The 25,169-nt window shown below is 68.3% G+C and carries 23 protein-coding genes; 6 read left to right on the forward strand and 17 right to left on the reverse strand.

The window, feature by feature from the left end; translation table 11 throughout:
• Window positions 1-296: 296 nt before the first annotated feature.
• The 7 genes from TSO221_RS14575 to TSO221_RS14605 all read right to left on the reverse strand — a co-directional run bounded on the left by TSO221_RS14575 (window position 297) and on the right by TSO221_RS14605 (window position 6,005).
• Window positions 297-614: a cytochrome C oxidase subunit IV family protein gene (locus TSO221_RS14575; protein WP_109119235.1), complete on the reverse strand. Its 318-nt coding sequence runs from the start codon at window positions 612-614 to the stop codon at window positions 297-299.
• Between the two features lie 8 nt (window positions 615-622).
• On the reverse strand, window positions 623-1,342 hold the full coding sequence (locus tag TSO221_RS14580) for a heme-copper oxidase subunit III family protein (protein WP_247878056.1): 720 nt from the start codon (window positions 1,340-1,342) through the stop codon (window positions 623-625).
• Between the two features lie 18 nt (window positions 1,343-1,360).
• Window positions 1,361-2,035, reverse strand: coding sequence for a cytochrome-c oxidase (locus TSO221_RS14585; RefSeq protein ID WP_109119236.1), 675 nt, complete (start codon window positions 2,033-2,035; stop codon window positions 1,361-1,363).
• Between the two features lie 3 nt (window positions 2,036-2,038).
• Complete coding sequence (locus TSO221_RS14590) at window positions 2,039-3,823, reverse strand: cbb3-type cytochrome c oxidase subunit I (protein WP_109119237.1); 1,785 nt, start codon at window positions 3,821-3,823, stop codon at window positions 2,039-2,041.
• Between the two features lie 41 nt (window positions 3,824-3,864).
• Entirely contained in the window at window positions 3,865-4,710 is an 846-nt protein-coding gene (locus tag TSO221_RS14595; RefSeq protein WP_109119238.1) for a cytochrome c oxidase subunit II, read from the reverse strand.
• A 184-nt stretch (window positions 4,711-4,894) separates the two neighbouring features.
• The gene (locus TSO221_RS14600; protein WP_109119239.1) at window positions 4,895-5,116 is read right to left on the reverse strand and encodes a hypothetical protein; all 222 of its coding nucleotides are present in this window, start codon (window positions 5,114-5,116) and stop codon (window positions 4,895-4,897) included.
• 13 nt (window positions 5,117-5,129) lie between these two features.
• Window positions 5,130-6,005: a DUF2189 domain-containing protein gene (locus tag TSO221_RS14605; RefSeq protein WP_109119240.1), complete on the reverse strand. Its 876-nt coding sequence runs from the start codon at window positions 6,003-6,005 to the stop codon at window positions 5,130-5,132.
• Window positions 6,006-6,321: 316 nt separating this feature from the next.
• On the opposite strand from TSO221_RS14605, the gene TSO221_RS14610 reads away from it, so the two are divergent.
• Entirely contained in the window at window positions 6,322-6,903 is a 582-nt protein-coding gene (locus tag TSO221_RS14610; RefSeq protein WP_109119241.1) for a hypothetical protein, read from the forward strand.
• A gap of 18 nt (window positions 6,904-6,921) precedes the next feature.
• On the forward strand, window positions 6,922-7,182 hold the full coding sequence (locus TSO221_RS14615) for a hypothetical protein (protein WP_109119242.1): 261 nt from the start codon (window positions 6,922-6,924) through the stop codon (window positions 7,180-7,182).
• Window positions 7,183-7,307: 125 nt separating this feature from the next.
• Here TSO221_RS14615 and TSO221_RS14620 read toward each other — a convergent pair whose 3' ends face one another.
• From TSO221_RS14620 to TSO221_RS14650, 6 genes are all read right to left on the reverse strand, one after another.
• Entirely contained in the window at window positions 7,308-7,808 is a 501-nt protein-coding gene (locus tag TSO221_RS14620) for a hypothetical protein (RefSeq protein ID WP_109119243.1), read from the reverse strand.
• 26 nt (window positions 7,809-7,834) lie between these two features.
• The gene (locus TSO221_RS14625; RefSeq protein WP_109119244.1) at window positions 7,835-8,941 is read right to left on the reverse strand and encodes an MBL fold metallo-hydrolase; all 1,107 of its coding nucleotides are present in this window, start codon (window positions 8,939-8,941) and stop codon (window positions 7,835-7,837) included.
• Between the two features lie 17 nt (window positions 8,942-8,958).
• The gene (locus TSO221_RS14630; RefSeq protein ID WP_109119245.1) at window positions 8,959-11,277 is read right to left on the reverse strand and encodes a S8 family serine peptidase; all 2,319 of its coding nucleotides are present in this window, start codon (window positions 11,275-11,277) and stop codon (window positions 8,959-8,961) included.
• A gap of 920 nt (window positions 11,278-12,197) precedes the next feature.
• Window positions 12,198-12,905 (reverse strand): DUF1194 domain-containing protein, encoded by a 708-nt coding sequence (locus TSO221_RS14640; RefSeq protein ID WP_109119247.1) that lies wholly within the window; start codon window positions 12,903-12,905, stop codon window positions 12,198-12,200.
• 92 nt (window positions 12,906-12,997) lie between these two features.
• Window positions 12,998-14,458, reverse strand: a complete 1,461-nt coding sequence (locus tag TSO221_RS14645; RefSeq protein ID WP_109119248.1) for an L-lactate permease — start codon at window positions 14,456-14,458, stop codon at window positions 12,998-13,000.
• Between the two features lie 203 nt (window positions 14,459-14,661).
• Complete coding sequence (locus TSO221_RS14650) at window positions 14,662-15,351, reverse strand: alpha/beta hydrolase (protein ID WP_109119249.1); 690 nt, start codon at window positions 15,349-15,351, stop codon at window positions 14,662-14,664.
• Between the two features lie 446 nt (window positions 15,352-15,797).
• Between TSO221_RS14650 and nirB the strand changes: the two genes are divergently transcribed.
• The 4 genes from nirB to TSO221_RS14670 all read left to right on the forward strand — a co-directional run bounded on the left by nirB (window position 15,798) and on the right by TSO221_RS14670 (window position 21,265).
• A complete protein-coding gene (gene nirB, locus TSO221_RS14655; RefSeq protein WP_109119250.1) occupies window positions 15,798-18,257 on the forward strand; it encodes a nitrite reductase large subunit NirB in 2,460 nt (819 codons plus the stop codon).
• 5 nt (window positions 18,258-18,262) lie between these two features.
• Window positions 18,263-18,589, forward strand: a complete 327-nt coding sequence (gene nirD / locus TSO221_RS14660; protein WP_109119251.1) for a nitrite reductase small subunit NirD — start codon at window positions 18,263-18,265, stop codon at window positions 18,587-18,589.
• Window positions 18,590-18,640: 51 nt separating this feature from the next.
• The gene (locus tag TSO221_RS14665) at window positions 18,641-19,480 is read left to right on the forward strand and encodes a formate/nitrite transporter family protein (RefSeq protein ID WP_109119252.1); all 840 of its coding nucleotides are present in this window, start codon (window positions 18,641-18,643) and stop codon (window positions 19,478-19,480) included.
• Between the two features lie 63 nt (window positions 19,481-19,543).
• Entirely contained in the window at window positions 19,544-21,265 is a 1,722-nt protein-coding gene (locus tag TSO221_RS14670; protein WP_109119253.1) for a bifunctional protein-serine/threonine kinase/phosphatase, read from the forward strand.
• Between the two features lie 12 nt (window positions 21,266-21,277).
• Here the strand turns inward: TSO221_RS14670 and TSO221_RS14675 are convergent, their stop codons facing one another.
• From TSO221_RS14675 to TSO221_RS14690, 4 genes are all read right to left on the reverse strand, one after another.
• The gene (locus TSO221_RS14675) at window positions 21,278-21,862 is read right to left on the reverse strand and encodes a cold shock domain-containing protein (RefSeq protein ID WP_109119254.1); all 585 of its coding nucleotides are present in this window, start codon (window positions 21,860-21,862) and stop codon (window positions 21,278-21,280) included.
• 82 nt (window positions 21,863-21,944) lie between these two features.
• Entirely contained in the window at window positions 21,945-23,321 is a 1,377-nt protein-coding gene (locus TSO221_RS14680) for a malonyl-CoA decarboxylase (RefSeq protein WP_109119255.1), read from the reverse strand.
• A 34-nt stretch (window positions 23,322-23,355) separates the two neighbouring features.
• Complete coding sequence (locus TSO221_RS14685; protein WP_109119256.1) at window positions 23,356-24,888, reverse strand: malonyl-CoA synthase; 1,533 nt, start codon at window positions 24,886-24,888, stop codon at window positions 23,356-23,358.
• Window positions 24,889-24,915: 27 nt separating this feature from the next.
• The coding region (locus tag TSO221_RS14690; RefSeq protein WP_146208807.1) for a TRAP transporter large permease subunit at window positions 24,916-25,169 on the reverse strand (254 nt) is incomplete at its 5' end.

Below are 25,169 nucleotides of genomic sequence, written 5' to 3' on the forward strand. Positions count from 1 at the left end.
TGACGCGGCGGCTGTTGGCAGGGAACCTCTTCCCTGCCGGAGGCCGCCGATGTGGACGCCCGCAGAGGGACGCCCGCAGAGCACCGGCTGGTTGGCGATTACGGCGCCGGCCAAGCCTCGAGCGATGAGCAGTACCGCCTGATCGAGCCGCCGATCCCGCCGGCCAGAGCCGGGCCTTGGCTCCGCGCAGCTCGCTTGATCACAGTCCCAGCAGGTACTCGACGGCAACACCGGACATGGCGACCTCCCAAAGCCTGGGTCAACAGGCGGAGGGCCAATTCATCGCAACTGTAATGCTAAGAGCTGAAAAACAGGATTCTGGTCAGAAACGTGTAGTCCGCCTCGAACACCATCAAACCCACCAGCACCAGCAGGGCAACCGGCGGGATCAGGATGGCGCACCGCAGGGCCAGTCGTTCCCAGTGCATGTGCATGAAGACGGCGACGATGAGGCCAGCTTTCAGCAGCATGAACACGACGATCAGCGACCAGCGCAGATAGCCTTGCACGTGGAAATAATCCACGAGGTAGGAGAACGTGCTGAGGATGAACAGGAGCCCCCAGACCTTGAGGTAGGTTCCGACCGGGTGCTGTTGGCCGACTGCGTGTTCCATGGCAAAACCTACCAGAGATAGAAAAACGCAAAGATGAAGACCCACACCAGATCGACGAAGTGCCAGTACAGCCCGGCGATCTCGACGATCTGATAGTTGCCCGTGCGTTCGTAATCACCCCGCAGGACCTTCAGCGCGACGATGCTGAGGTAGATCACGCCGACCGTGACGTGGCCGCCGTGGAAGCCGGTGATCATGAAGAAGGTCGATCCGAACTGGGCCGCGCCGAACGGGTTGCCCCAGGGGCGCACGCCCTCATCGACGATCAGCTTGGTCCACTCGAAAGCCTGCATGCCGACGAAGCTCGCGCCGAGCGCCGCGGTCGTCAGCATCAGGGTGGTGGTCCTGACCCGGTCGCGGCGGTAGGCGAAATTGACCGCCATTGCCATGGTGCCGCTGCTGCTGATCAGGATGAAGGTCATGATGGCGATCAGGATGAGGGGGATGTGTGCCCCCCCGATCGTCAGGGCGAAGACCTCGCTCGGGTTCGGCCACGGCACGGTCGTCGAGATGCGCACCGTCATGTAGGAGGTCAGGAAGCAACCGAAGATGAAGGTGTCGCTCAGGAGGAAGATCCACATCATCGCCTTCCCCCAGGGGACCTCCCGGAAGGCTTGGCGGTCGGCCGACCAGTCGGTGACCATCCCCTGCCAGCCGTCGGCCGTCCCGCCCGGCTCTCCGGTCAGCGCGACGCCCTCCGCCGTTCCCAGCATGTCCTGTTGTGCCATCCGTCCGTTCCTCCTTCGTCACGCGCCCGGCCGGCCGCCGTAGCATATGGACCGGATGATCTCCGCCATGCTCGCGGCCCCGGCATCGTCGGCCAGCAGCAGGGCGAACAGCACGACCCAGACCAGCAGCAGGAAGTGCCAGTAGACGGTGCAGAGCCCGATGCTCTGGCGCAGCCGGAAGAGGTCCGCGTCCGGTCCCAGCCGGATAGCCGTCCGGCCCCAGGCCACGAGGCCGCCCAGCAGGTGCAGCCCGTGCAGCGCGGTGAGCAGGTAGAAGAAGGTGTTGGCGGGGTTCGTCGCCACCAGGAAGCCCGCGGCATCGAGCTGCCGCCACACCACCAACTGCCCGACCAGGAAGGCCGCGGTGCCGGCCCCCGCGGCCAGGAAGCCGGTCCGGGCGGCGGCGAGCCGCCCCCGGCGCGCCCCGGCCCACGCCCCGTGCAGGACCGCGCAGCTCAGCACCAGCACCAGGGTGTTCGCCCACAGAAGCGGCGGCACGGGCATGGGCACCCAGTCCCCGAGCGCCATGCGCATGAGGTAGGCGCTGACCAGCAGCGAGAACAGGACCGTCACGACGGCCAGGAAGACAAGGAGGCCGACCCGCGGCGTGGGCAGCGGCAAGCGGCCCCATGCGGGAATGTCTTCGGCGGCTTCCACCCATGGCTTCGCGGCGAGCGTCCGGATGAGACCCATGGCTCAATGCCCTCCGTGCCGGACATCGGCGCCCGCTCCCGAGACGCCGGACCGCTCCGGCGGGTGGTTCTGCGGCAGGAAGTCCTCGGGCGCGCCAGGCACGCTGTAATCGTACGCCCAACGATAGACGATCGGCTGCCTGGGGCCCCAGTTGCCGTGGCCGGGCGGCGTCTCGGGGGTCTGCCACTCCAGCGTGGTGGCGCGCCAGGGATTGCTTCCGGCGGGTTTGCCCCGGAAGGCGCTCCAGACCAAGTTGAGCAGGAAGAGCGCCTGGGCCGCGCCGACGACCAGGGCGACGACGGTGATGAAGGCGTTCAGCGTCTGGGCCGAGTGCGGGATGGCGCTGATCCCGCTGAGGTCGTAGTAACGCCGCGGCATGCCGACGAAGCCCAGATAGTGCATCGGGAAGTAGATCGCGTAGGTGCCGAGGAAGGTGACCCAGAAGTGGATCTTCCCCAGCGTGTCGTTCAGCAGGCGGCCGGTCACCTTCGGGTACCAGTGGTACATCCCACCGAAGACGGCCAGGACCGGCGCCACGCCCATCACCATGTGGAAATGCGCCACCACGAAGTAGGTGTCGGACAGCGGGACATCGACGACCACGTTGCCGAGGAACAGGCCCGACATGCCGCCGGCCACGAAGGTCAGGATGAACGCCAGGGCGAACAGCATGGGCACGGTGAGGTGGATGTCGCCCTCCCACAGCGTCAGCACCCAGTTGTAGACCTTGATCGCGGTCGGAACGGCGATGATCAGCGTCGTCGTGGCGAAGAAGAAGCCGAAATACGGGTTCATGCCGCTGACGTACATGTGGTGCGCCCAGACGATGAAGCTGAGGACGCCGATGGCCAGGATGGCCCAGACCATCATCCGGTAGCCGAAGATGTTCTTGCGCGCATGGGTGCTGATCAGGTCCGAGACGACGCCGAAGGCGGGCAGCGCGACGATGTAGACCTCCGGGTGGCCGAAGAACCAGAACAGGTGCTGGAACAGCAGCGGGCTGCCCCCGGCGTGGTCGAGCTGCTGCCCCATCGAGACGACGGTCGGCATGAAGAAGCTGGTCGTCAGGACCCGGTCGAGCAGCATCATCACGCCGCTGACGAACAGCGCGGGAAAGGCCAGCAGCCCGAGGATCGTCGAGGTGAAGATGCTCCACACCGTCAGCGGCAGGCGCATCATCGTCATGCCGCGCGTCCGCGCCTGCAGCACGGTGGTGACGTAGTTCAGACCGCCCATGGTGAAGGCGGCGACGAAGATCACCAGGGAGACGAGCATCAGGATGATGCCCCACTCCTGCCCGGGCGTGCCCGGCAGGATGGCCTGCGGCGGGTAGAGGGTCCAGCCGGCGCCGGTGGGCCCGCCCGGCACGAAGAAGCTGGCCACCAGGACCAGGACCGACAGCAGATAGGTCCAGTAGCTCAGCATGTTGACGTACGGGAACACCATGTCCCGCGCGCCGATCATCAGCGGGATGAGGTAATTGCCGAACCCCCCGAGGAACAGCGCGGTGAGCAGGTAGATCACCATGATCATGCCGTGCATGGTGACGAACTGCAGGTACCGGTCCTGGTCGATGAACGCCAGGCTGGAGGGGAACCCGATCTGCATCCGCATGAGCCAGGACAGCACCAGCGCGATCAGCCCGACGGCGATGGCCGTGATGCTGTACTGGATGGCGATGACCTTGTGGTCCTGGCTCCAGATATACCGGGTCAGGAAGCTCTTGGGCTCGTGGAGCCCCTGTTCGCCATGGGCGTGTTCGTCACCGACGACGACGGTCTGTGCCATGTCCCGGCTCCCTCCCGCATCTGCCGACGGGCGCGCCGGCTTCAGCGCGGCGCGCCGGCGTCCTGGGCGAGGTCGCGTCTGCGGCCCGGCCCGTTGCCGGCCTGGGACTGCGCGAAGGTCGGCAGGCCGCGCAGCCACGGCTGATACTCCGCCTCTTCCACCACCGTGACGGTGCCGCGCATGGCCGAATGGCCGGCGCCGCACAGCTCGGCACAGAGGATCTCGTACGTTCCCACCTTCTCCGGCGTGAACCAGAAGTAGGTGACCATGCCCGGCACCAGATCCATCTTGGCGCGGATCTGCGGCACGAAGAAGTCGTGCAGGACGTCGATGGAGCGCAGCACGACCTTGACCGGGTGGCCGACCGGCAGGCGCAGTTCGTTGGCGTTCACCAGAACGTCGTCCTGACCCTTCGGATCGTCGGGATTGAGGCCGAACGGGTTGTCGGAACCGATGCGCCGGGCGTCCACCGTGCCCAGGACGCCATCGGCTCCTGGCAGACGGAAGGTCCAGTTCCACTGCTGCCCGACGACTTCGACCACGGACGCCTCGGACGGGACCGTGACGTAGTCGTCCCAGACGATCAGGCCGGGCGCCAGCATCGCCGCGATGCCCACCGACGTCACGCCGGTCAGCCAGATCTCGAGCCTCTTGCTCTCCGGTTCGTAGGCAGCCTTCGCGCCGTCGCGGTGGCGAAAGCGAAACACCGCATAGGCCATGAACAGGGAGACCGCCGCGAACACGATCCCGGTAATTATAAAGGTTATGAACAAGGTTTTATCGATCATGCCCCAATTCGAGGCAAGCGGCGTGAACCACCACGGGCTCAGCACGCTGAACAGAACGGAGACAAGGACCAGAGCGGCCAGCACGATGGCGACGGCCATAGCTTTCGCGTCCTTATTCCAGGCCCTGCGTCCGAAATTTCTCGGAAAACGCCCGGATCAGGGCCAGCCTTGCTTAGACATTAACATTGCGCGTGTCTTTTGCAAGACGGGTCGATGCTGTCATGGCCTTGAGCATACTTCTCGTTGCGATCACTATACCGAATAAGAATAGGGTCGCGTGTCTCTAAACATCGCGGCGAACCCCGCGATCGACCATGCGGTCGCGGCGGCTTCGCCGGCCGTAGAGAATGATCGCCATCAGACCGACGCCGACGACCAGCGTTCCAACGATGCCGAGCGCCAGCCCCATGCCGCCGACGGGACTCATCCCCCCGCCGAATGCCCAGACCGCCGCAAGAAGAACGGCGATGCAACCGATCACCGGCCAGAGGATCCGGGGCTGCATGTCTCCACCTCCTTCAACCGGCCGGAGGCCGCACCACCCTGCGGTACAGGTGCCACGTCGCGTGCCCGAGCACCGGCATGACGACGGCGAGGCCGACGAACAGGGGGATCGACCCGATCACGAGGCCGGCGGTGACGATCGCCCCCCACGCCGCCATCGGAACCGGATTCGCCAGGACGGCGCGGACCGACGTCCAGATCGCGGTGTCGGCCCCCACCCTGCGGTCGAGCAGGAGCGGAAACGACACGACGCTGATCGACAGCGCCACCACGGCGAACAGGAAGCCGACGCCGACGCCGACGACGATCAGCGCCCAGCCGGCGCGGGTCGTGAACGCATCATGGAGCAACGCCCCGAAGGACGCCGGCGCTCCCGGGCCAAGGGTGGCGTCGTAGATTGCCTGGGCCGTCAACAGCCAGAGCAGGAAAATTCCCATCAGCACCAAGCCGAGCGCCAGGACGCCGCCGAACGAGGGCGCGTTGAGGACGCCGAACGCGTCCCGCCACGTAATGCGAACCCCCTCCTCGCGGCGCCGGCTCATCTCATAGAGGCCGACCGCCGCGAGCGGACCGATGAGCGCGAACCCGGACGCAAGCGGGAACAGCAGGTGCATCATGTCGCGGCCATAGGCGGCGCGCGCCAGAACCAGACCGACCGCCGGATAGATGAGGCAGAGGAAGATGACGTCCGTGCGGTAGGCGCCGAAGTCGTCGAGACCTCTCTTCAGGACGTCTTTCAGATCCGCAACGTCGATGCGCCGGATCGCCGGCACCAGGGAGTTGACCTTCTCCCCGTCGTGGTGGACGCCTTGCCTCCCCGCCGCCAGCGCGCGTGACCAGAGCTGGACGTGTTCCACGCTCCACTCAATGGGATTGCGAATGGTCGCCATGATTCGGCCTCCCGAAACAGACCAGGAGGGCGGAGCGGTTGTGGCAGGCGGCCTACCGGGCCGCCGCTCACGAGAGAACCGCAACCCGCCAGATCATCAAGATACGCCGATGACAGGGCAACAGCGCGGAAATTTCGGGGAATGCCGGGGCCGTGCCGGCGCACACCGGCATGGTTGATCGAGATGCGGCTGAGCCATCGAGCAGGATAGCTTCTTTCGAGGTATTTCGCTGTGCGGCGAAACACGCTGGCCAAATATCATTGGCGATAGGCCGGGATGAGTGCCGCGTGCAGCAGCGCGGCACCGGAGGGTGCTCATGATAGCACTGGACCTGGGCGGTTCCGCGGCTCCCGCCGGACGCGTGCGGGAGGCGGTGGCGGTGTTCGACGACCCCGATCGCCTGGACACCGCGATCTCCGAATTGCAGCAGTGCGGCTTCAGCCGGGCCGACCTCAGCGTGGCAGACCGCGGCCGGGCCAGAAAGCTCGGTCTCAGCGAAGCGCAGGATCTGGAAGACGATCCGAGAGCGCCGCGCACCGTGTTCGTCTCCAAGGCATCCATCGGCGATGCGGAAGGCGTGCTGATCGGCGGCGCGGTGTACCTGGGAGCCGTGGTCGCCGCCGGGTTCGCGGCATCGTCGGGCGCGAGCATGTCGACCATCGTTCTGGCGGTCGCCCTCAGTGGAGGGCTTACCGGTCTGGTCGGCCTGTACCTGAGGGGGCGTGTGCATCGGCGGTACATCGAGTCCATGCGCGATCAGATTCGGCACGGCGGCATTGTGCTGTGGGTCAACCTCCATTCGCCGGAGCAGGAGCGCAACGCCGTCGACATCCTGAAGCAATGCTCGGCGAAGCGGATCCATGTGCACGAAGTGCCCGTCGTCTCGGAAGAGCTTTGACAGCCGGACAGCAAGATCATGCTCGGACGCATCATGGCTGGTCACGGCACCGCGGCGGAGGGGCGGCGCGTCCGCGTATCCCAACGCCTGCTGACAGCCTCGATCCTAATCCCCCCGGCGTTCTTCGCCATGAGAAAGTTGTGGGTGGGGTTTGCCTTCAGCGTTGGCCTTTTCATTCTGGCACTCTTCTGCGTCATGCTTGGGAAGCCTTGGCAGAACGCCGTTGGATTTGCCTATCTTCACGCACTTGCCGCAGCCGTGCTTCGCGGGTTCCGGTAGCAGCCGGGTTGTGCACCAAAGTCCTCGATCGGAGTTTCCGTTCCTCTGCTGCTCACAGCCCCGAATACAGATACCGGTGCGCAGCGGGCGACCGTCGCCATGGCCGGCCGCCCGCCGCGGCCGGTTCAGCGGTAACAGTCACTCGGCGTGCAGACGAAGCCCACCGGGTGATGGGTGAAGTGCAGCACCGACATCTTCTCGCCGCCGTGGGCATAGGCCTTGTCGCGCGGGATCCACTCGCCGCGCAGATGCAGTTCCAGGCCCGGCACGACGCCGGGAACCGGGTCCTCCAGTCCCATGCGATCGCCGTAGCGGATCGACACGAACACCCGTTCCCCGTCCAGGCGCACGCGCTCCAGGTCGGTCGCCACGTCGGGGTCGCCCTGGATCACCGTCGTCAGGCCGATGATGATGTGCTGGTGCGAATCGCCGCCGCCGCTCTCGGTGCCGGGGTATTCGACGACGGCCGCCTGGATCTCGACGATGTCGCGCTCCCGGCGGCGCGCCCGTGCCCGGGTGACCTCCAGCGACAGGTCCATGGTGCGGGCCTGCCGTTCCGCGGCGCGCTCGGCCGCGGTGTAGGCTTGCAGGAACTCTTCGAAGCTGCCGTACCGTCCGTACTTCATCGCCGTGTTCCTCCCATGGTCGCGGGTCAAAGGTTGATGGTGAAGGCGTGCTGCCCAGGCTGCAGAACCTCGAGCCGGTAGCCGTGCTGCGCCGGGGGGCGGCTGGCCCGCAGCTGCTGCAGGGACGGCGGATCGTTGGTGACGTGAAGGGTGATCCTGCGCCCGTCGGCGTGCGCGGCGTCGACGATCCATTGCAGCGTCGGCAGATCGGGGTTGCCGTGCTTGCCGTCGGCGGAGATGACGTAGGTGTCGGCGGTCACCGTCTTGAAGAAGTCCGGCTTGCTGTTGCGGTTGCTGCCGTGGTGCTGGACCTTCAGCACGTCCACGTGGCAGGTACCGCCGTTCATCAGCCCGGCCTGCTGCAGGCCCTGGACGATGAAGTCGCCGCGCCCGTCGCCGGTGAGCAGCATCGACCGCCCGCCGGACCGCAGCAGCAGCATGATGCTGCTGAGGTTCGGCACGCTCTTGTCGGCGTTGGCGGCGGTCGTCGGATCGACGAGGGCGGCGTGCTCGTGCGTGGCGAGCCAGTCGAGCCACTCGTCCCGCAGAGCCGCGAGATTCGCCTGGTTGGGGCCGATGACGTGGATCTCCAGGCCATGGCGGCCGACGGGATTGTGCACGGTCTCCGGCATCACCACGTCGCCGCCGGTGACGGCGTTGACGGCGATGCCCAGCTTCGTCGCGGCGCGGGCCAGCTGGTTCCCCTGGTTGATGCCGAAGAACGCCGACGCCGTCGCCGTCATGGCGACCTGCCTGGCGCCGTTCATGGTGAGGATCTGGCGCGTGCGCTCGGCGATGCCGCCGTCCTCATCGACGGTGGCGCGGAAGGAGTTGTGCCACAGCTCACCGAGCGCCACGGGCGGCGTGTCGCCGTTGACCGTCGCCAGATCGATGTCGGCGAACAGCTCGAGGACGCCCACCACGTGGTCGTCGTCGACGTGGCTCAGCACCACGAGGTCGAGGGGGCCTCCCGCGCCGACGAGCTGCGTCAGGTAGGGTTTCAGGTGCTCCTCGTAGACGCCCGCCGGACCGCCGTCGACGAGGATGAAGCGCCGGGTTCCGCCGTCCTCGTGCTCGACGATCAGGCAGTCCCCGTGCAGGGCCTGAACCACGTGAAGGTTGAATGCGGACATGGGTGCCTCCCTGCGGCTCAGTGGGTCGGTTGGGTCGGCCAGGTCGCGACGAGCGCGAAGTCCTGCGGCGCGAAGAGGAGGTTCGTCGCGAACACGTGCAGGCGGTAGTCGCCGGCCACGGCGTCCGGGATCCGTACGATCTGCACGTTGTTCTGCGGGTCCGGCTGGATCGGGTTGCTGGTCGTCAGAACCGAGGCGGCGCGGTTGTTGCCCAGGTACTTCACCCCGCTCGTCTTGTTCTCGACGACGAGGGCCAGCATGTTCTGCACGCTTCGCCCCGGCGGGTCGGTCCACGCCAGGCAGACCCGCAGCTCGCCGGCCATGGATACGGTGATCTCGAAGGACCGGGCGGTGCCGGTCTGGGTCAACTGGGTCGTCGGATCCCCCCAGTTGTCACGGAACCATAAGGCGAAGGCCGGGTTGTTGAGCGCCGGCAGCGTCGCGGCCATGTCGAGCCGCCCGAACCCCTGGTGATAGCCCGGGAAGCCGGCCGGATCCGCCCCGGCGTCGATGCCGGTCAGCGTGGCCGTGCCGTTGATCAGCGTCGCCTTGACCAGCGCCGCGCTCGGCGACCAGTCCGCCAGGGCGTAGTATTCGCGCACCAGGGCCGCGCAGCCGGCGACCAGCGGACAGGCCATGCTGGTGCCGCCGTTGTAGGCGTAGCGGTTCTTGTAGCCGGGATAGGCGCCCCAGAAATGGTGGAGCGGCGCCGTCGACGAGCGCGCCGAAACGATGTCGGTGCCCGGTGCCATGATGTCCGGCTTGATGCGCTGGTCGTCGCAGGGGCCGCGGCTGCTGAAGGCGGCCAGGCATTGCGGATCGCCGGAAACCGTTGCCGTGGCGATCGGCGGCATGGCGAAGTCGTTGGGCCACAGGGCGCCGTAGGTCTGGCTGGCGTAGCCGCCGGCGTTGCGCCTGGTGCGGCTGGCTCCGACGGTGAGACCGTTCTTGGACGTGCCGGGCGCCGCCACCGAGCTGATGTCCACCCATCCGGGCCTGGAGAACGGCCGGTTGCCGGGCTGGCAACTGCCGCTGTTGCCCGCCGCGATCACCACCAGCATGTCCCGCTTGTCCTGGACGAAAGCGTCCACCTGGAACGCGTAGCCGCTGTATTGGGTGTAGACGAAGGCGCCCCAGCTGTTGTTGTGCACCCGCGCGCCGGCGTCGTAGGCCGGCAGGAGGAGGTCCTTCAGGTTCGCCGGCAGGCCGCCGAGCCGGCCGTTCACGTCGAGCAGCGACTGGAAGTAGAGCTGCGCCGCCGGGGCGGCGCCGCGCAGCTTCCCGTTCGAGGCGGTGCCGTCGCCGAGCACGGTCCCGGCGACGTGTGTGCCGTGCCCGTCCGGGTCGCTGGTGTCCCCCGGCCGGCCGAGACCGACCTTGCCGACGAACCGTGCCGGTGCCAGGTCCGGGTGCGTGTCGTCGACGCCGGTGTCGGCGATGGCGACGATCTGCCCGTTGCCGGTGTAGTCGCAGGCCAGCCCGGTCCCCCAGGGCACCAGCCGGACGATGCGGTCGACCTCGTCGTCGAACTTGCGGGGCGCGCCGACGTCGCCGATCTCGGCGATTTCCACCACGTCGGCGAGGCTATCGAGGTCGGTGTCCCCTGCCCCGACGCAGCGGATCGTCCGGCCCTCGGCGCTGATCACGTGCAGCTTGCGGGCTTGCAGCTCGCCCTTCACCGCGTCGAGGTCCGCGGCGTCGTGCAGCAGCACGTCGAGCAGCATCGACTGTCCGGGCATGGTCCTGCCCGTGACGCCCATGGCCTGGTTCCCGCCGAGCTTCGATGGAGACACCTTCAGCGTCTGCGACCGGCCGTAGTAGGCGATCTCGCGCAAGAGGCCGAGCGTGTCGAGGGCCGGCAGGTCCCCCGGCGCCGCGCGCAGCGTGTAGCGGCCGGTGGGCAGACGCTCGATGATCGTGGCACCCGCGCTCGCCAGCGCGCCCTGCACGGTCGGAGTGAGCGGTGCGTCGATCCGCGCCTCGAAGTAGACCGGCACGCTCTGGGGCAGCGCGGCGGGCATGCCCGCGGGGGCCGCGGAGGAGGGCGCGCCGGGGCCCTGCGGCGTCCCGGCCGCCAAGCCGAAGCCGAGGACTCCCGGAGCACCGCCCGTGCCGGCGCCCGACGGCGCCGCGGCGGTGTCCGGCTCGTCGGTCTTCACGCCGGTGACCATGACGCCCTTGTTGCGCAGGTCCTTGATGGTCTCCTCGTCGGCAACGCCGAACAGCATGGATTCCGTCTTCTCGGCGTTGGCGACGCGATTCGCGGCGACGATCTCATCCGCCGCCTCGTGCTCGGTCTCATGCATCAGGTACGCGGCGAATCTGAACCGGCTCATGCTGTCCTCCCCTTGTTTGTGCCGGGTGCCGGGTGCCGGGCACGCGGCCGTGCAACGGCGCCCGGAGCTGCCGTCCGGGTCCGAGCCGCGTTCACCGCGACGCCCAATGCTGGTGATCGTGGAGCATCCGTCAGGGCCCGGAATCGACCCTCGGGAATGCTGTCACCACGCCACCCTCCGTGCCCGGGTTGCGCGGGCCGCACGCCTGCGGCCTTCGTTCGTTTACCAACGAAAATGAGTGTGATCCAAGCAATTGGCTGCTTACAAGCGGAAATCGCAGCGTTTTGTCAGCAAAAAAGAAGAACATACCGCTGTATGCAGTGCGCGATGTTTTCGGCGACTGTCGGTAATCAGTCTGGCGTTGCTGCACTCATTTTCCCTTAGCCATTCATGGGGTGGACAGATGGCCGTGATATTTCATACCAGCGAGCCGAAATATTGATACGCCTCCTGGGAGATCATGCAGAGGTCCGGGGCATGGTGGCAGGAGGCGGTGGCGCAGCTGGCGCAGGAGCGCACTGGAGTTGCCCCGGATCGGTGGACGGTTCAGGGCTTGGATCACGCAACAGGCGCTCCGAGCCTGACGGCAATTAGGGCGGTTTGAAAGCCGCCGTTCCTTTTCGCCGCGCCGCTGTTGGCTCGGTTCGATCACGCTTCCGTAGGTGTCCGGATAAACGACGTGTACGGCGCACGTCGATTTCCCCGCGCAGCTGTTGATTTTCGGCGCATCCAATGGAGGAAGGCATGTGCCACAGCAGCGATCGTTGGACCTTCTGGTCTCGTCGGCAGCAGCGGACGACGGAGCAGGAGAACCGGAGCGCGGCAACCCCGGTTCCGACCAAGGCGGCGACACGCAGTCCCGCCGTGGAACGGCATGAAGAGGAACCGGCCCGGCGCGAGAAAGAACTGGAACGCCTGCCCTAACCAGGAGGCCTGTGGATCGCACCGGTCACTCGTCCGGCTGTGTCGGCGATTTCGCGCCTGAGCTTGTCGGCAATGGCTTGAACGAACCCCGACCAGTCATCGACGCTTTGGACAAAAGCGCCGGAGCCGCCGATTACGCGCTCGGCGAAGTACGTGCCAAGCCAGGGAACGTCATCGAGGATGACCAGACCGTTGATGGTGATGTCCTCGCCGACGACGCGGTCGCGCGCGATCTCCGGAAGTATCCCGGCGTTGTTGTAGCCGTTGCCGACGACATCGATGACGCGACGCGGTGCCGGGTCGGCCACCGGGAAGAGCGCCGCGGCGTGCAACAGCGCCGCGCCGATGGCGGTGCTGCCGGCACGGTCCCGCCGCGGCGTGGTGTCGATCGCCGCCGCAAACGCCTCGCTGCTGCCGGTGTCGGCAATCATCGTCCAGGGAACGAGCACCTCCAGCGTCGTGGGATCCGACCACAGCACCAGCGTGACCGCAATCCGACCGCGGCGGCCGGCGCGGATCGCCTCGACCACCATCGGATCGCGGAAAGCGGCCGCGTGCCCGTCGAGTTCGAGCGCGAACATCGTGCTGTTGACGCTTCCCGATCCGTCAACAGCGAGCACGAGTTCCAGGTCGACGGCGGGTTGGGCGGCTACGGCGCCGACCCAGAATAGAATGGCAGCGGCAACTCCGGCTGGCACCAGCATGGCAGGCCTCCTGCCAGTCATGTGGAGCGTATCTCGGACAACGGCGATCGCCTTTGGAGCAGGGGCGCGGCTGACGCCGTCCCGATCGATGGTTATGCCAAACCCCACCCCCTGAGACCGACCACCGCGACGACGACCGCGAGCAGGGACAGGACGGACACCAGCCCGATGGGCAGCGCCAGACGGTAGATCGCCCCCTCGGCCTTCACCAGGCCAACGAGACCGGCGGCCAGCACGATGCGGCCGGGGGCCAGCATCGTGCATATGCTTCCCGAGACCGTCTGGAGCGCGGCCGTCAGCATCGGCGACAGGCCGCTCTCGGCGGCAAGGCTCAGCTGGATGTGCATCATCAGCGCGTTGGACGCCGTGTTGGACCCCGTGAGCGCCCCGGCCGCCGCGCCGAAGATCGGGGTTGCCAGCACGGCCAGGTGGCCGGCAGCGTCCTGCCATGCCCTCCCGAAGAGCGCCGCCCCGCCCGACGCCGACATGAAGGTGGCCAACTCGACGAAGACCAGCGTCGCCAGCATGGGCACCACGGCTGCGCGAAGCGCGCCGCCGGCCACTTGCCGGGCTCTGCGGCCGGGCAATCCAGCCAGAAGAATGGCGGCGACCAGCACCAGCCAGGTTGCCGGATGACGCAGCAGCGCGAGAGGCGCGAGACCGCCGAACGGATCGAGCACCAGCCAGTTCCCGGTCCAATCCGAGAGCGGCGGCACGAGCCGCGTCGCCAGCAGGCCGCCGACCAGCGCAGTGTAAGGCCAAAGCTGCCGAAGAAGCCGCTGGACGTCCCCGGCGCTGCGGATGAGGCGCGGTCCTTCGACCAGCAGAAGCAGGACCCCGGTCGCCAATCCGCCGCCCAGCTCAGGGGCGACGAAACGGTTGGTTGCCCAGATCAGCACGGCCAGACACACGGCGAGAGCGACGTCGGTCACCCGGTCGGCGAGGGTGGAGGTCAGTCCCGACTGATGGATGAGTCGCCAGAAGACCGGCAGGAGGCATGGCAGCACGATCCCCATCAGCAACGCGCTCGCCGTCCCAAGCTCGGCGAACGATGCGCCGATCAACTCGGCGCCCACGCGGGTGCCGACCCCCATCGCTCCCCACGGAGCCAAGATCTGGCTGAACAGGCCGAGCGCGGCGGCATGGACCGGCGGCAGGCCCATATGGCGCAGCATGGCAAGAGCGACGACCAGGCCGACGCCGAAGCCCGTGACGGACTCGGCGAAGGGACCGACCAGGAAGCAGGCGACGAACACGGCGCGGCGCCGGTTCTCCCCTGAGGCGGGCTCGGTGTGCCGGGGGCACGCCTCGAACGCGCGATGGAACAGCAGGCCGGCGGCGATGATCGACATGGCGTGCCACGCAAGCCACGCGCCTTCCGCGGCCTTGACCACCGCTCTGTCCACCGCCGCATCGAGCGTGGGCTGGACCGCGATGAGCATGGCGAGCGCCAGCGCCATGCCGACCACCCCCGCATTCAGGAGGCTGACGCGGCGGGAGACAAGGAGAGCGACGGTGCCGACAAGCGGCATCATGTGGAAAGCGAGTGCCATGATCGGGGAAGGTATCCACGGAAGGGGACGGTCCGCCCGCAGCGCGGTTGGGGCGTAAAAATACTAGTATATTGTCCCTGGCGCGATCACGCCAGGGGGTGCGCCGGGAAGTCACAGCTGCCCTGCGGCGGCATGGTGCGCAGAAGCGTGTCCACCAATCCCGGGACCGATCGGCCGCGCGGGCTTTTCGTGTCCGGACGCGGTCAGCCCGCCCGCGCCGCCTCGGCGATCACCGCGGCCACGGCCTGGGGCTTGGAGGCGTGCGGGATGTGGCTGGTCTCGACCTCCACGGTCCGGGCGCCGATCCGCGTGGCGGTGTCGCGCAGGAAGGCCGGGGGGAGCATACGGTCCTGGGTCGCCACGATGTACCAGGAGGGTTTGCTCTCCCAGGCGGCAGCCGTGACCCTGGTGCCGAAGCAGGCGGCCTTGACCGGCCCCTGCGTCGCCGCCAGCAGTGCCGTCTCCTCCGGCGGCAGGTCCTGGGCGAAGTTCCTGGCCAGGCTGTCGGGCGACAGGAACAGGTACCCCGCCTTGTCCACGGACACGCTCGAGAGGCCCGGCGAGGGCGGGTAGGGCTTCAGCGTGTCGTTCGGCGACTGCCCGGCGGCCGGCGCGAAGGCGGCTACGTAGATCAGCGCCTTGACCTTTTCCTGGTTGCCGATCTGGGTGATGACGGCGCCGCCCCAGGAATGCCCGACCAGCACCACCCGGCCGGCGGCGCGGTCGATGGCGCGCTGCACGTGGGCGACGTCCTCCTCCAGCGACGTCAGGGGATTCTGCACCGCGATCGCTTCGAAGCCCTCGGCCCGCAGCAGCGGGATGACCCGGTTCCAGGCCGAGCCGTCGGCGAACGCGCCGTGGACGAGGACGATGGACGTGGTGACGGGCGCCATGGACGATGCTCCCTGCGGGCGTGGCGGATCGACTCCTCAGAGCATGAAATCGCGCGCGACGCCAGAGCTTGCCGTCCGGATTTTCTCTGGGCGGAAAGCGGTGGCCGTTGCGCCTCTCACGGGTGATGCCCTGCACAATCCGGCGGCGATCTGACTGCTTTTTAATCGACTTGTCTCCCCTGCACACGACGTGGGCAAGCGCCATGGGCACCTCGCGGGTCGGTGCAAAGGGCGGAATCCAGCCGTTCCGCCCCATGTCCGAGCGTCGTCGTCGGGATTGGCACACGTGTTGCTAATTGGAGGGTGATCAGGGCAGCGGCAACGGCGTCGCTGCCGGTCCGACGTTGGACCATACCCCCCGGACAATGGCGTCCGAACCCTCTGGGATCCCCGCGTGGATTCCGGCGGTTCGGGCGCCTTTTCTTTTTTGGACGAAAGCATCGGGCATGCAGCATTCATTGCAGACACCGCGCGAGCGTCTGGTCGTCGTCGGGAACGGCATGGCCGGCATCCGCACGCTGGAAGACCTTCTGGCCAAGGCGCCGGGCCGCTACGACATCACGGTCTTCGGCGCCGAGCCGCACCCCAACTACAACCGCATCATGCTCTCGCCGGTGCTGGCGGGGGAGAAGACCTTCGACCAGATCGTCCTGAACGGCCTGGACTGGTACGAGGCCAACGGGATCACCCTGCTGACCGGCGACAGGGTCGAGAGCATCGACCGCGTCCAACGCACGGTCACCGCGATGTCCGGCCGCGCCGTGGCTTACGACAAGCTGCTGATCGCCACCGGATCCAACCCCTTCGTCATCCCGGTGCCGGGCGCCACGCTGCCGGGCGTCGTCGGCTTCCGCGACCTCGCCGACGTGGACGCGATGCTGGAGGCGGCGGCCCGGGGCGGCCGCGCGGTGGTCATCGGCGGCGGCCTGCTCGGCCTGGAGGCCGCCAACGGCCTGAAGGTCAAGGGCATGGACGTCACCGTCGTGCACCTGATGGACACGCTGATGGAGCGGCAGCTCGACCGCTCCGCCGGCACGCTTCTGCAGCGCGAGCTGGAGCGCCGCGGCATCGCCGTGCTGACTGGCGCCGACACGGCGGAGATCGTCGGCGACGGGCGCGTCACCGGCGTGCGCCTGAAAGATGGGCAGGTGCTGCCCGCCGACCTCGTGGTGATGGCCGTCGGCATCCGCCCGAACCTGGCGCTGGGCAAGGCCGCCGGGCTGGCCTGCGGGCGCGGCATCCAGGTGGACGACGCCATGGTCACCTCCGACCCGGCGATCCTGGCGGTGGGCGAGTGCGTCGAGCACCGCGGCCAGACTTACGGCCTGGTCGCCCCGCTGTTCGAGATGGCCAGGGTCGCGGCTGACCGGCTGGCCGGCGGCACGGAGGCCGCCTACACCGGCTCCGTCACCTCGACCAAGCTGAAGGTCACCGGGGTGGACGTGTTCTCGGCCGGCGACTTCAGCGGCGGCAAGGACTGCGAGGACATCACCTTCCGCGACGCGGCGCGCGGCGTCTACAAGCGCGTCGTGCTGAAGGGCAACCGCATCCTCGGCGCCGTGCTGTACGGCGACACGCGGGACGGCGGCTGGTACTTCCAGATGCTGAAGGACGGGCAGGACGTTGCGGCCATCCGCGACACCCTCGTCTTCGGCCAGGGCTACCAGGGCGGCGGTGCCGCCAGCCCCGGCGCCGCGCTCGCGGCCCTGCCGGACAGCGCGGAGATCTGCGGCTGCAACGGCGTGTGCAAGGGCACCATCGTCACCGCCATCACCGAGAAGGGCCTGACCAGCCTGGACGAGGTGCGGGCGCACACCAAGGCCTCGGCCTCCTGCGGCAGCTGCACTGGTCAGGTGGAGCAGCTGCTGGCGCTGACGCTGGGCGACGGCTACCAGGCGCAGACCGGCCCGAAGCCGATGTGCAAGTGCACCGACCGCACCCATGACGAGGCGCGCCGCGCCATCGCCATGCTGGAGCTGAAGAGCATCCCCGACGTCATGCAGGCGCTGGAGTGGACGACGCCCGACGGCTGCGCGTCGTGCCGGCCGGCGCTGAACTACTATCTGATGTGCGCGTGGCCGGGCGAGTACAAGGACGACAGCCGCTCCCGCTTCGTCAACGAGCGGATGCACGCCAACATCCAGAAGGACGGCACCTATTCGGTGGTGCCGCGCATGTGGGGCGGCCTGACCACCTCCGCCGAGCTGCGCGCCATCGCCGACGTGGTGGACAAGTTCGCCATTCCCACGGTGAAGGTCACCGGCGGCCAGCGCATCGACCTGTTCGGCGTGAAGAAGGAGGATCTGCCCGCGGTCTGGGCCGACCTGAACGCCGCCGGCATGGTCTCCGGCCACGCCTACGCCAAGGGCCTGCGCACGGTGAAGACCTGCGTCGGGTCGGAATGGTGCCGCTTCGGCACGCAGGACAGCACCGCCCTCGGCGTGAAGCTGGAGCGCCTGACCTGGGGCAGCTGGACGCCGCACAAGGTGAAGCTCGCCGTCTCCGGCTGCCCGCGCAACTGCGCGGAGGCGACCATCAAGGACCTCGGCGTGGTGTGCGTGGACAGCGGCTACGAACTCCACGTCGGCGGCAACGGCGGCATGCACGTCCGCGCCTGCGACCTGCTGGTCAAAGTCGACACCGAGGAGGAGGTGCTGGAATACACCGGCGCCTTCATGCAGCTTTACCGTGAGGAGGCCCGCTACCTGGAGCGCACCGCGCCCTGGCTGGAGCGCGTCGGCCTCGCGTACCTCAAGCAGCGGCTGGTCGATGACCCGAAGGGGCGGACGTCCCTGAACGCCCGCTTCCTGTTCTCGCAATCCTTCTCCCAGGACGACCCGTGGGCCGAGCGCGCCAGCGGAGCGACCGACCGTCACGAATTCTCGCTGCTCGCCGAGGTGGGGTAACGACCATGCACCAGATGATCAAGTGGACCGCCGTCGGCACGATCGACGACATCCCCCGCCAGGGTGCCCGCTGCGTGAAGGCCGGCGACACCAAGGTCGCGGTCTTCCGCACCGCGGACGACCGGATCTTCGCCCTGGAGGACCGCTGCCCGCACAAGAACGGGCCGCTGTCGCAGGGCATCGTGCACGCCGGCCGCGTCACCTGCCCGCTGCACAACTGGGTGATCTCCCTCGAAACCGGCCGCGCCGAAGGGGCCGACGAGGGGCAGACCAACTCCTATCCCGTCAAGATCGAGGACCAGACGATCTACGTCGCCCTCGGGGCGATCTAGGCGACCCACGCGCCCGCTCGTCCTCCAAAAACATTCGAGGAAGGTTCCACCATGGCTTATCTCGCCCCTGCCGAGTTCGTCACCAAGATGGTCGACGCCGGCGAGTCCAAGATCTTCATGTCGACCCGGGACACCCTGATCCGCGCCTACATGGCCGGGGCGATCCTGGCCATCGCCGCCGTCTTCGCGGTCACCGTCAGCGTGCAGACCGGCGTGCCGATCATCGGCGCGATCCTGTTCCCGGTCGGCTTCTGCATGCTCTACCTGCTGGGCTTCGACCTGCTGACCGGCGTCTTCACGCTGACGCCGCTGGCGCTGCTCGACAAGCGGCCGGGCGTCACGCTCGGCGGCGTGCTGCGCAACTGGACCCTGGTCTTCGTCGGCAACTTCGGCGGTGCGCTGACCGTCGCGCTGATGATGGCGATCATCTTCACCAACGGCTTCACCACGGCGCCGGACGCGGTCGGTGTGAAGATCGGCACCATCGGCGAATCCCGCACCGTCGGCTACGCCGCGCACGGCCTCGCCGGCATGCTGACGCTGTTCATCCGCGGCGTGCTGTGCAACTGGATGGTGTCCACCGGCGTCGTCGGCGCGATGATGTCGAACACCGTGTCGGGCAAGGTCATCGCCATGTGGATGCCGATCATGCTGTTCTTCGGCATGGCCTTCGAGCATTCGGTGGTGAACATGTTCCTGTTCCCGTCTGGTCTGATGCTGGGCGGCAAGTTCTCGATCATGGACTACATGATCTGGAACGAGATCCCGACGGTGCTGGGCAACCTGGTGGGCGGCGTGACCTTCGTCGGCCTGACGCTGTACTCCACCCACGTCCGCACCGGGGCCAAGCGCAAGGCCAACCCGCACCTGCACGCCTTCGCGGCGGAGTAAATCGACGGCAGAACGCGACGCTCCGTCCCGGAAGGGGCGGAGCGTCGCCGTTTGGGGGAGCGCATGGCAGGCGGGTTGAGCGTTTCGATCGGGCAGCATTCCGACCAGGGCCGGAAGCCGGTCAACCAGGACTTCCACGGCGCGCTGCTGCCGGAAGGGCGGGCGCTGGTGTCCAAGGGCGTGGTGGTGGCGCTGGCCGACGGCATCTCCACCAGCGCGGTGAGCCGCGTCGCCGCGGAAACCGCGGTCAAGAGCCTGCTGACCGACTACTACTGCACGTCCGAGGCGTGGTCGGTGAAGACCTCGGCGCAGCGCGTCATCGACGCGGTCAACTCCTGGCTCCACGCGGAGACGCGGCGCAGCCGGTACGGCCACGACGCCGACCGCGGCTATGTCTGCACGCTGAGCGCGATGGTGCTGAAGTCGCGCAGCGCCCACCTCTTCCACATCGGCGACAGTCGCATCTTCCGGCTCGCCGGCGGCGCGCTGGAGCAGCTGACCGACGACCACCGGGTCGTCCTGTCGTCGCAGGAAAGCTATCTCGGCCGCGCGCTGGGCGCCGCGCCGAACGTCGAGATCGACTACCGCGCCCTCGACCTCAGTCCGGGCGACGTCTACGTGCTTGCCACCGACGGCGTGTACGAGCACGTCGCCGGGCGCTTCGTCGCCCAGGCCGTCGCCGCCTCGCCGGACGACCTCGCCCTGGCCGCCCGGCGCATCGTCGAGGAGGCGCTCGCCCAGGGCAGCACCGACAACCTCACCGTCCAGATCGCCCGCATCGACGCCCTGCCGGACGGCGACGCCAACGACGTCTTCGTCCAGACCGACGGGATGGTGCCGCCGCCCCTGCCGGAGGCGCCCTGCGACTTCGATGGTTACCGCGTCCTGCGTGCGATCCACGCCAACCACCGCAGCCACATCCACCTCGCCACCGACCTGGAGACCGGCGCGCGCGTCGCGCTCAAGATCCCGTCGGTCGATCTGCGCGGCGACCAGGACTATCTCCGGCGCTTCATGATGGAGGAGTGGATCGCCCGCCGCGTCCACAGCCCCCACGTGCTCAAGGCCATCCCGCCGACCCGCCGGCGCAACTTCCTCTACACCGTCACCGAGTACGTCGAGGGCCGGACGCTGCGGCAGTGGATGATCGACAACCCGCGCCCCGGCCTCGGGGCCGTGGTCGCCATCGTCGAGCAGATCGAGAAGGGCCTGCGCACCCTTCACCGCATGGAGATGGTGCACCAGGACCTGCGCCCGGAGAACGTGATGATCGACCGCGACGGCGTGGTGAAGATCATCGATTTCGGCTCCACCCGGGTGAGTGGCGTGCGCGAGGCGGCGCCGGAGATCGACGCCGATGCGATCCTCGGCACCGTGCAGTACGCCGCGCCGGAGTATTTCGTGGGCGAGACGGGCACGCCGCAGTCCGACCTCTACGCGCTGGGCGTCATCGCCTACGAGATGCTGACCGGCCGGCTGCCCTACGGTGCGGAGGTGTCACGCGCACGCAGCCGGAAGGCGCAGCGGAAACTGCGCTACGCGTCCGCGCAGAGCCCGGCGCGGCGGATCCCCGAATGGGCCGACGCGGCGCTGCGCCGCGCGGTCGATCCCGATCCGCTGCAGCGCCACGACACGCTCCTGGAGTTCGTCACCGACCTGCGCCGGCCGAACCCGGAGTTCCAGCCGAAGCGCAGCCGCCCCCTCATGGAACGCAACCCGCTCCTCTTCTGGCAGGCGCTGTCCCTGATCCTGGCGGGCGTCATCGTCCTGCTTCTCGCGCGATGACCGGGAGAGGGGTTACTCGGCCTGACGCGACGCAAGTTCGACGCGGTCCGCGACGGGCCCGTTGACCGTGTCGCGTGCCGAGAACCAGACGTCCTCGCCGTCGGCCACCATGTCGATCCTGGACTGGCGCAGGGTCACACGGTCGAAATAGATGCTCTCGCCGCCGTCGGCCGGGTCGATGAGGCCGGACTGGCTGTCCAGATTGTACCAGCGTACCGAACCGGGCATCAGCTCGCCGACGGCCGGTTCCACCGCGCGGGCCGGTTGCTCGCGGACGGGCCGTGGTTCCGGCGCCGCGCCGTCACCGGCCGGGGCGGCGGGCTTCTTGCGGCGGCCCCGCGCTTGGGGCGCGGGCTCGGCCGGCGGCGCCTCCTCGACGCGGTGGATGGCGGACACCTGGGGGCCCTTCGCCCCCGCGGTGACGTCGCAGACGATGGTCGCGCCGTCGGCCAGCGCGTTCAGCCCGAGCGACGCCAGCACGGACGAATGCAGAAAGGCTTCCCCGGTCCCATCGCTGAAGCGGACGAAACCATAACCCTTGTCGGCCTTGAACCACTTCACCGACGCTGTGACGTTCTTTTGTTCCACGGCAGACACGATGTTGTTTCCCGGTGTTGGCACGCCACACATGGCGCCGCTGCGGCCGAGGTGCAACACCTCTTTTCAACGACCCGCGCCGCTACGGGGTGGTGCTGCCGACGGCCGGGGGCTGAGGGGGCCGGGACTCGGTGCGGAGCAGGCGGCGCACCCCGGCCGCGGCGGCGACCTTGCCGTGCTCGGCGAACGCCTCGTGGTTCTCCTCGATGTGCTTGAGATCGTAGAGATAATTGACCATCACCCCGTGCGCCTGACGCAGGCCCTTGGGCGAGAGGTCGCCCCGCACGTTGATGCGCTCCAGCCGGGCGCCGTTGCCGAGGTGGAAGCGCGCCACCGGGTCCACCGGCTTGCCGTTGGGAAGCTTGGCGTCGAGGAAATAGTGCGCGGCGGCCGCGCGCAGCGCGTCGTGCACCGCCGCGGCGCGCGCGGGCACGGCGTGCCAGTCCGGTGAGTCGAGGACGTCGAGGGCGGTCCGATGCTCCGGCGGCAGCGCGGCGGGTCCCTCGGCGCGGCGCTTGCGCGCCAGCCACTGGGCGAAGCCGGGCACCGGCGACAGCGTGACGAAGGTCCGCAACTGCGGCAACTCGCGGCTCAGCTCCTCGACCACCTGCTTGATCAGCAGGTTGCCGAAGGAGATGCCGCGCAGCCCCTCCTGGCAGTTGGAGATGGAGTAGAAGATCGCCGTGGTCGCTTCGTCGGCCGCGATGGTCTCGCGCTGCTCGCTCAGCACCTCGCCGATGGAGGACGCGATGCCCGAAGTCAGCGCCACTTCCACGAAGATCAGCGGGTCATCGACCAGCTGCGGGTGGAAGAAGGCGAAGCAGCGGCGGTCGGAGGGCTCCAGCCGGCGGCGCAGGTCGTCCCAGTCGCGGATCTCGTGCACCGCCTCGTACTGGATGATCTTCTGCAGGATGTTGGCCGGCGTCGCCCAGTCGATGCGGCGCAGCACCAGGAAGCCGCGGTTGAACCAGGACGAGAACAGGTGCGCGAAGTCGGCGTCGAGCGCGGCGAAGCCGGGGATCTCCTGGCGGTGGCGGAACGCCTCCTCGCGCATGCGCACCAGCGCGGCGGTGCCGCCGGGGGCGAGGTTGAGGCGGCGGAACAGCTCCTGCCGGCGCGGCTCGGCGGCGGCGTGCAGCTCGATCAGCGCGCCGTCGTCGGCGCCGGCCTGATAGGCGCGCACCGCCTTCTCCAGCCGCCCGCGGTCGGGGCCGTAACGCTCGGCCAGCAGGGCGAGGAAACCCACCTTCTCCGCGCTGGCGAGCGCGCCGGTGCGGGCCAGCAGCTCGCGCGCCAGGGCCACGCCGGACGCTTCGCCCCGCCCGGAGAGCAGCGCGTCGCACAGCGCCGTCAGGTCGGCGGTGGATGGCACCGCGCCGTCGCGCGTGCGCCCGACCAGCGCCCGGCCGCGGTCCGCGATGGTGTGCAGAAGATCGCCGAAGAACGCCGTGTTCATCATCGTGCTCCCCTTGCTCCGCCCGTTTGGGTTCCGCTTACGCCACGGCCTGCGCCGCGAAGGTGCCCTTGTGCTGGTCGCGCAGCAGGTTCTTCTGCACCTTGCCCATGGTGTTGCGCGGCAGTTCCTCGGCGAAGAAGACCGCCTTCGGCACCTTGTAGTTGGCCAACTGCTCCTTGCACGCGGCGACCACCGCCTGGGCCGTCGGGTCGGTGCGGCCGGGCTTGCGCAGCACCACGGCGACCACCGCCTCGCCGAAGTCGGGGTGCGGCACGCCGACCACCGCGGATTCCACCACGCCGTCGATGCCGTCGATCACCGTCTCGACCTCCTTCGGGTAGACGTTGAAGCCGCCGGAGATCACCAGGTCCTTGGCGCGGCCGACGATGTGGACGTAGCCGCGCGCGTCGATCCTGCCGACGTCGCCGGTGATGAAGAAGCCGTCCGGGCGGAACTCCTGCTCGGTCTTCTCGGGCATGCGCCAGTAGCCGGAGAAGACGTTCGGGCCCTTCACCTCGATGACGCCGATCTCCCCGGTGCCCAGCACCGTGCCCTGGTCGTCGCACACCCGCACCTCGACCTCCGGCAGCGGGAAGCCGACGGTGCCGGGCACGCGGTCGCCGTCCAGCGGGTTGGAGGTGTTCATGCAGGTCTCGGTCATGCCGTAGCGTTCGAGGATGGCGTGGCCGGTGCGCTCCTGGAACTCGCGGTGCGTCTCGGCGAGCAGCGGCGCGGAGCCGGAGACGAACAGGCGCATGTGCGCCGTCGCCTCGCGGGTCAGCCGGGCGTCGGCCAGCAGGCGGGTGTAGAAGGTCGGTACGCCCATCATCACCGTCGCCCTGGGCAGCAGGCGGAAGGCGGTGTCGGCGTCGAACTTCGGCAGGAACAGCATCGACGAGCCGTTCAGCAGCATGCAGTTGATCGCCACGAACAGCCCGTGCGTGTGGAAGATCGGCAGCGCGTGCAGCAGCACGTCGTTCGGCTGGAATCCCCAGACCTTGTGCAGCGTCAGCGCGTTGGAGCCGAGGTTGCGGTGCGACAGCATCGCCCCCTTCGACCGCCCGGTGGTGCCGGAGGTGTAGAGGATCGCCGCCAGATCGTCCGGCCCGCAGGCGACGGTGTCGTAGGCGGAATCCAGCCATCGGGCGCGCTCCGGCAGGCTGCCCTCGCCGTCGGTGCCCAGCGTCAGCACGGCGCCGACGCCGGCCTTGCCGGCGACCTCGCGCAGCGCCGCCTCGCTGTCGGGGCGGCAGACGAAGACGCGCGGCTCGGCGTCGGTCAGGAAGTACTCGATCTCCGCCCTTGTGTAGGCGGTGTTCAGCGGCAGGTACGCGGCCCCGGCGCGCAGGCAGGCGAGGTAGAGGAACACCGCCTCCGGCGACTTCTCCACCTGCACCGCCACGCGGTCGCCCTTCACCACGCCGAGGTCGGTGAGCAGGCGGGCGTAGCGGCCGCTGATCGTCTCCAGGTCGGCGTAGCTGTAGCGGCGGCCGTCCTCGGTCTCGATGAAGGGTGCCGCGCGGTCGGCGGGGAAGCGGCTCTCGGCGAGAGCGTAGAAATTCGCGCTCATGATGTCGTCCTTGGAAAGGGAAGGCCGTCAGCCGGCGAACACCAGGGTCGGCAGGGCGGTGGCGATCTGCGGGAAGAAGCACAGCAGAAGCACGGTGAGGATCATCAGCGCCACGAAGGGCATCACCCCCCAGATGACGTCCTTGAGCGGGATGTCCGGGGCGATGTTCTTGATGACGAAGATGTTCAAGCCGACCGGCGGGTGGATGAGGCCCATCTCCATGACCACCATCATGATGACGCCGAACCAGATGAGGTCGAAGCCGGCGGCGCGCAGCGGCG

Source organism: Azospirillum sp. TSO22-1, assembly GCF_003116015.1.
In the GTDB taxonomy this organism is placed as follows: Bacteria; Pseudomonadota; Alphaproteobacteria; order Azospirillales; family Azospirillaceae; genus Azospirillum.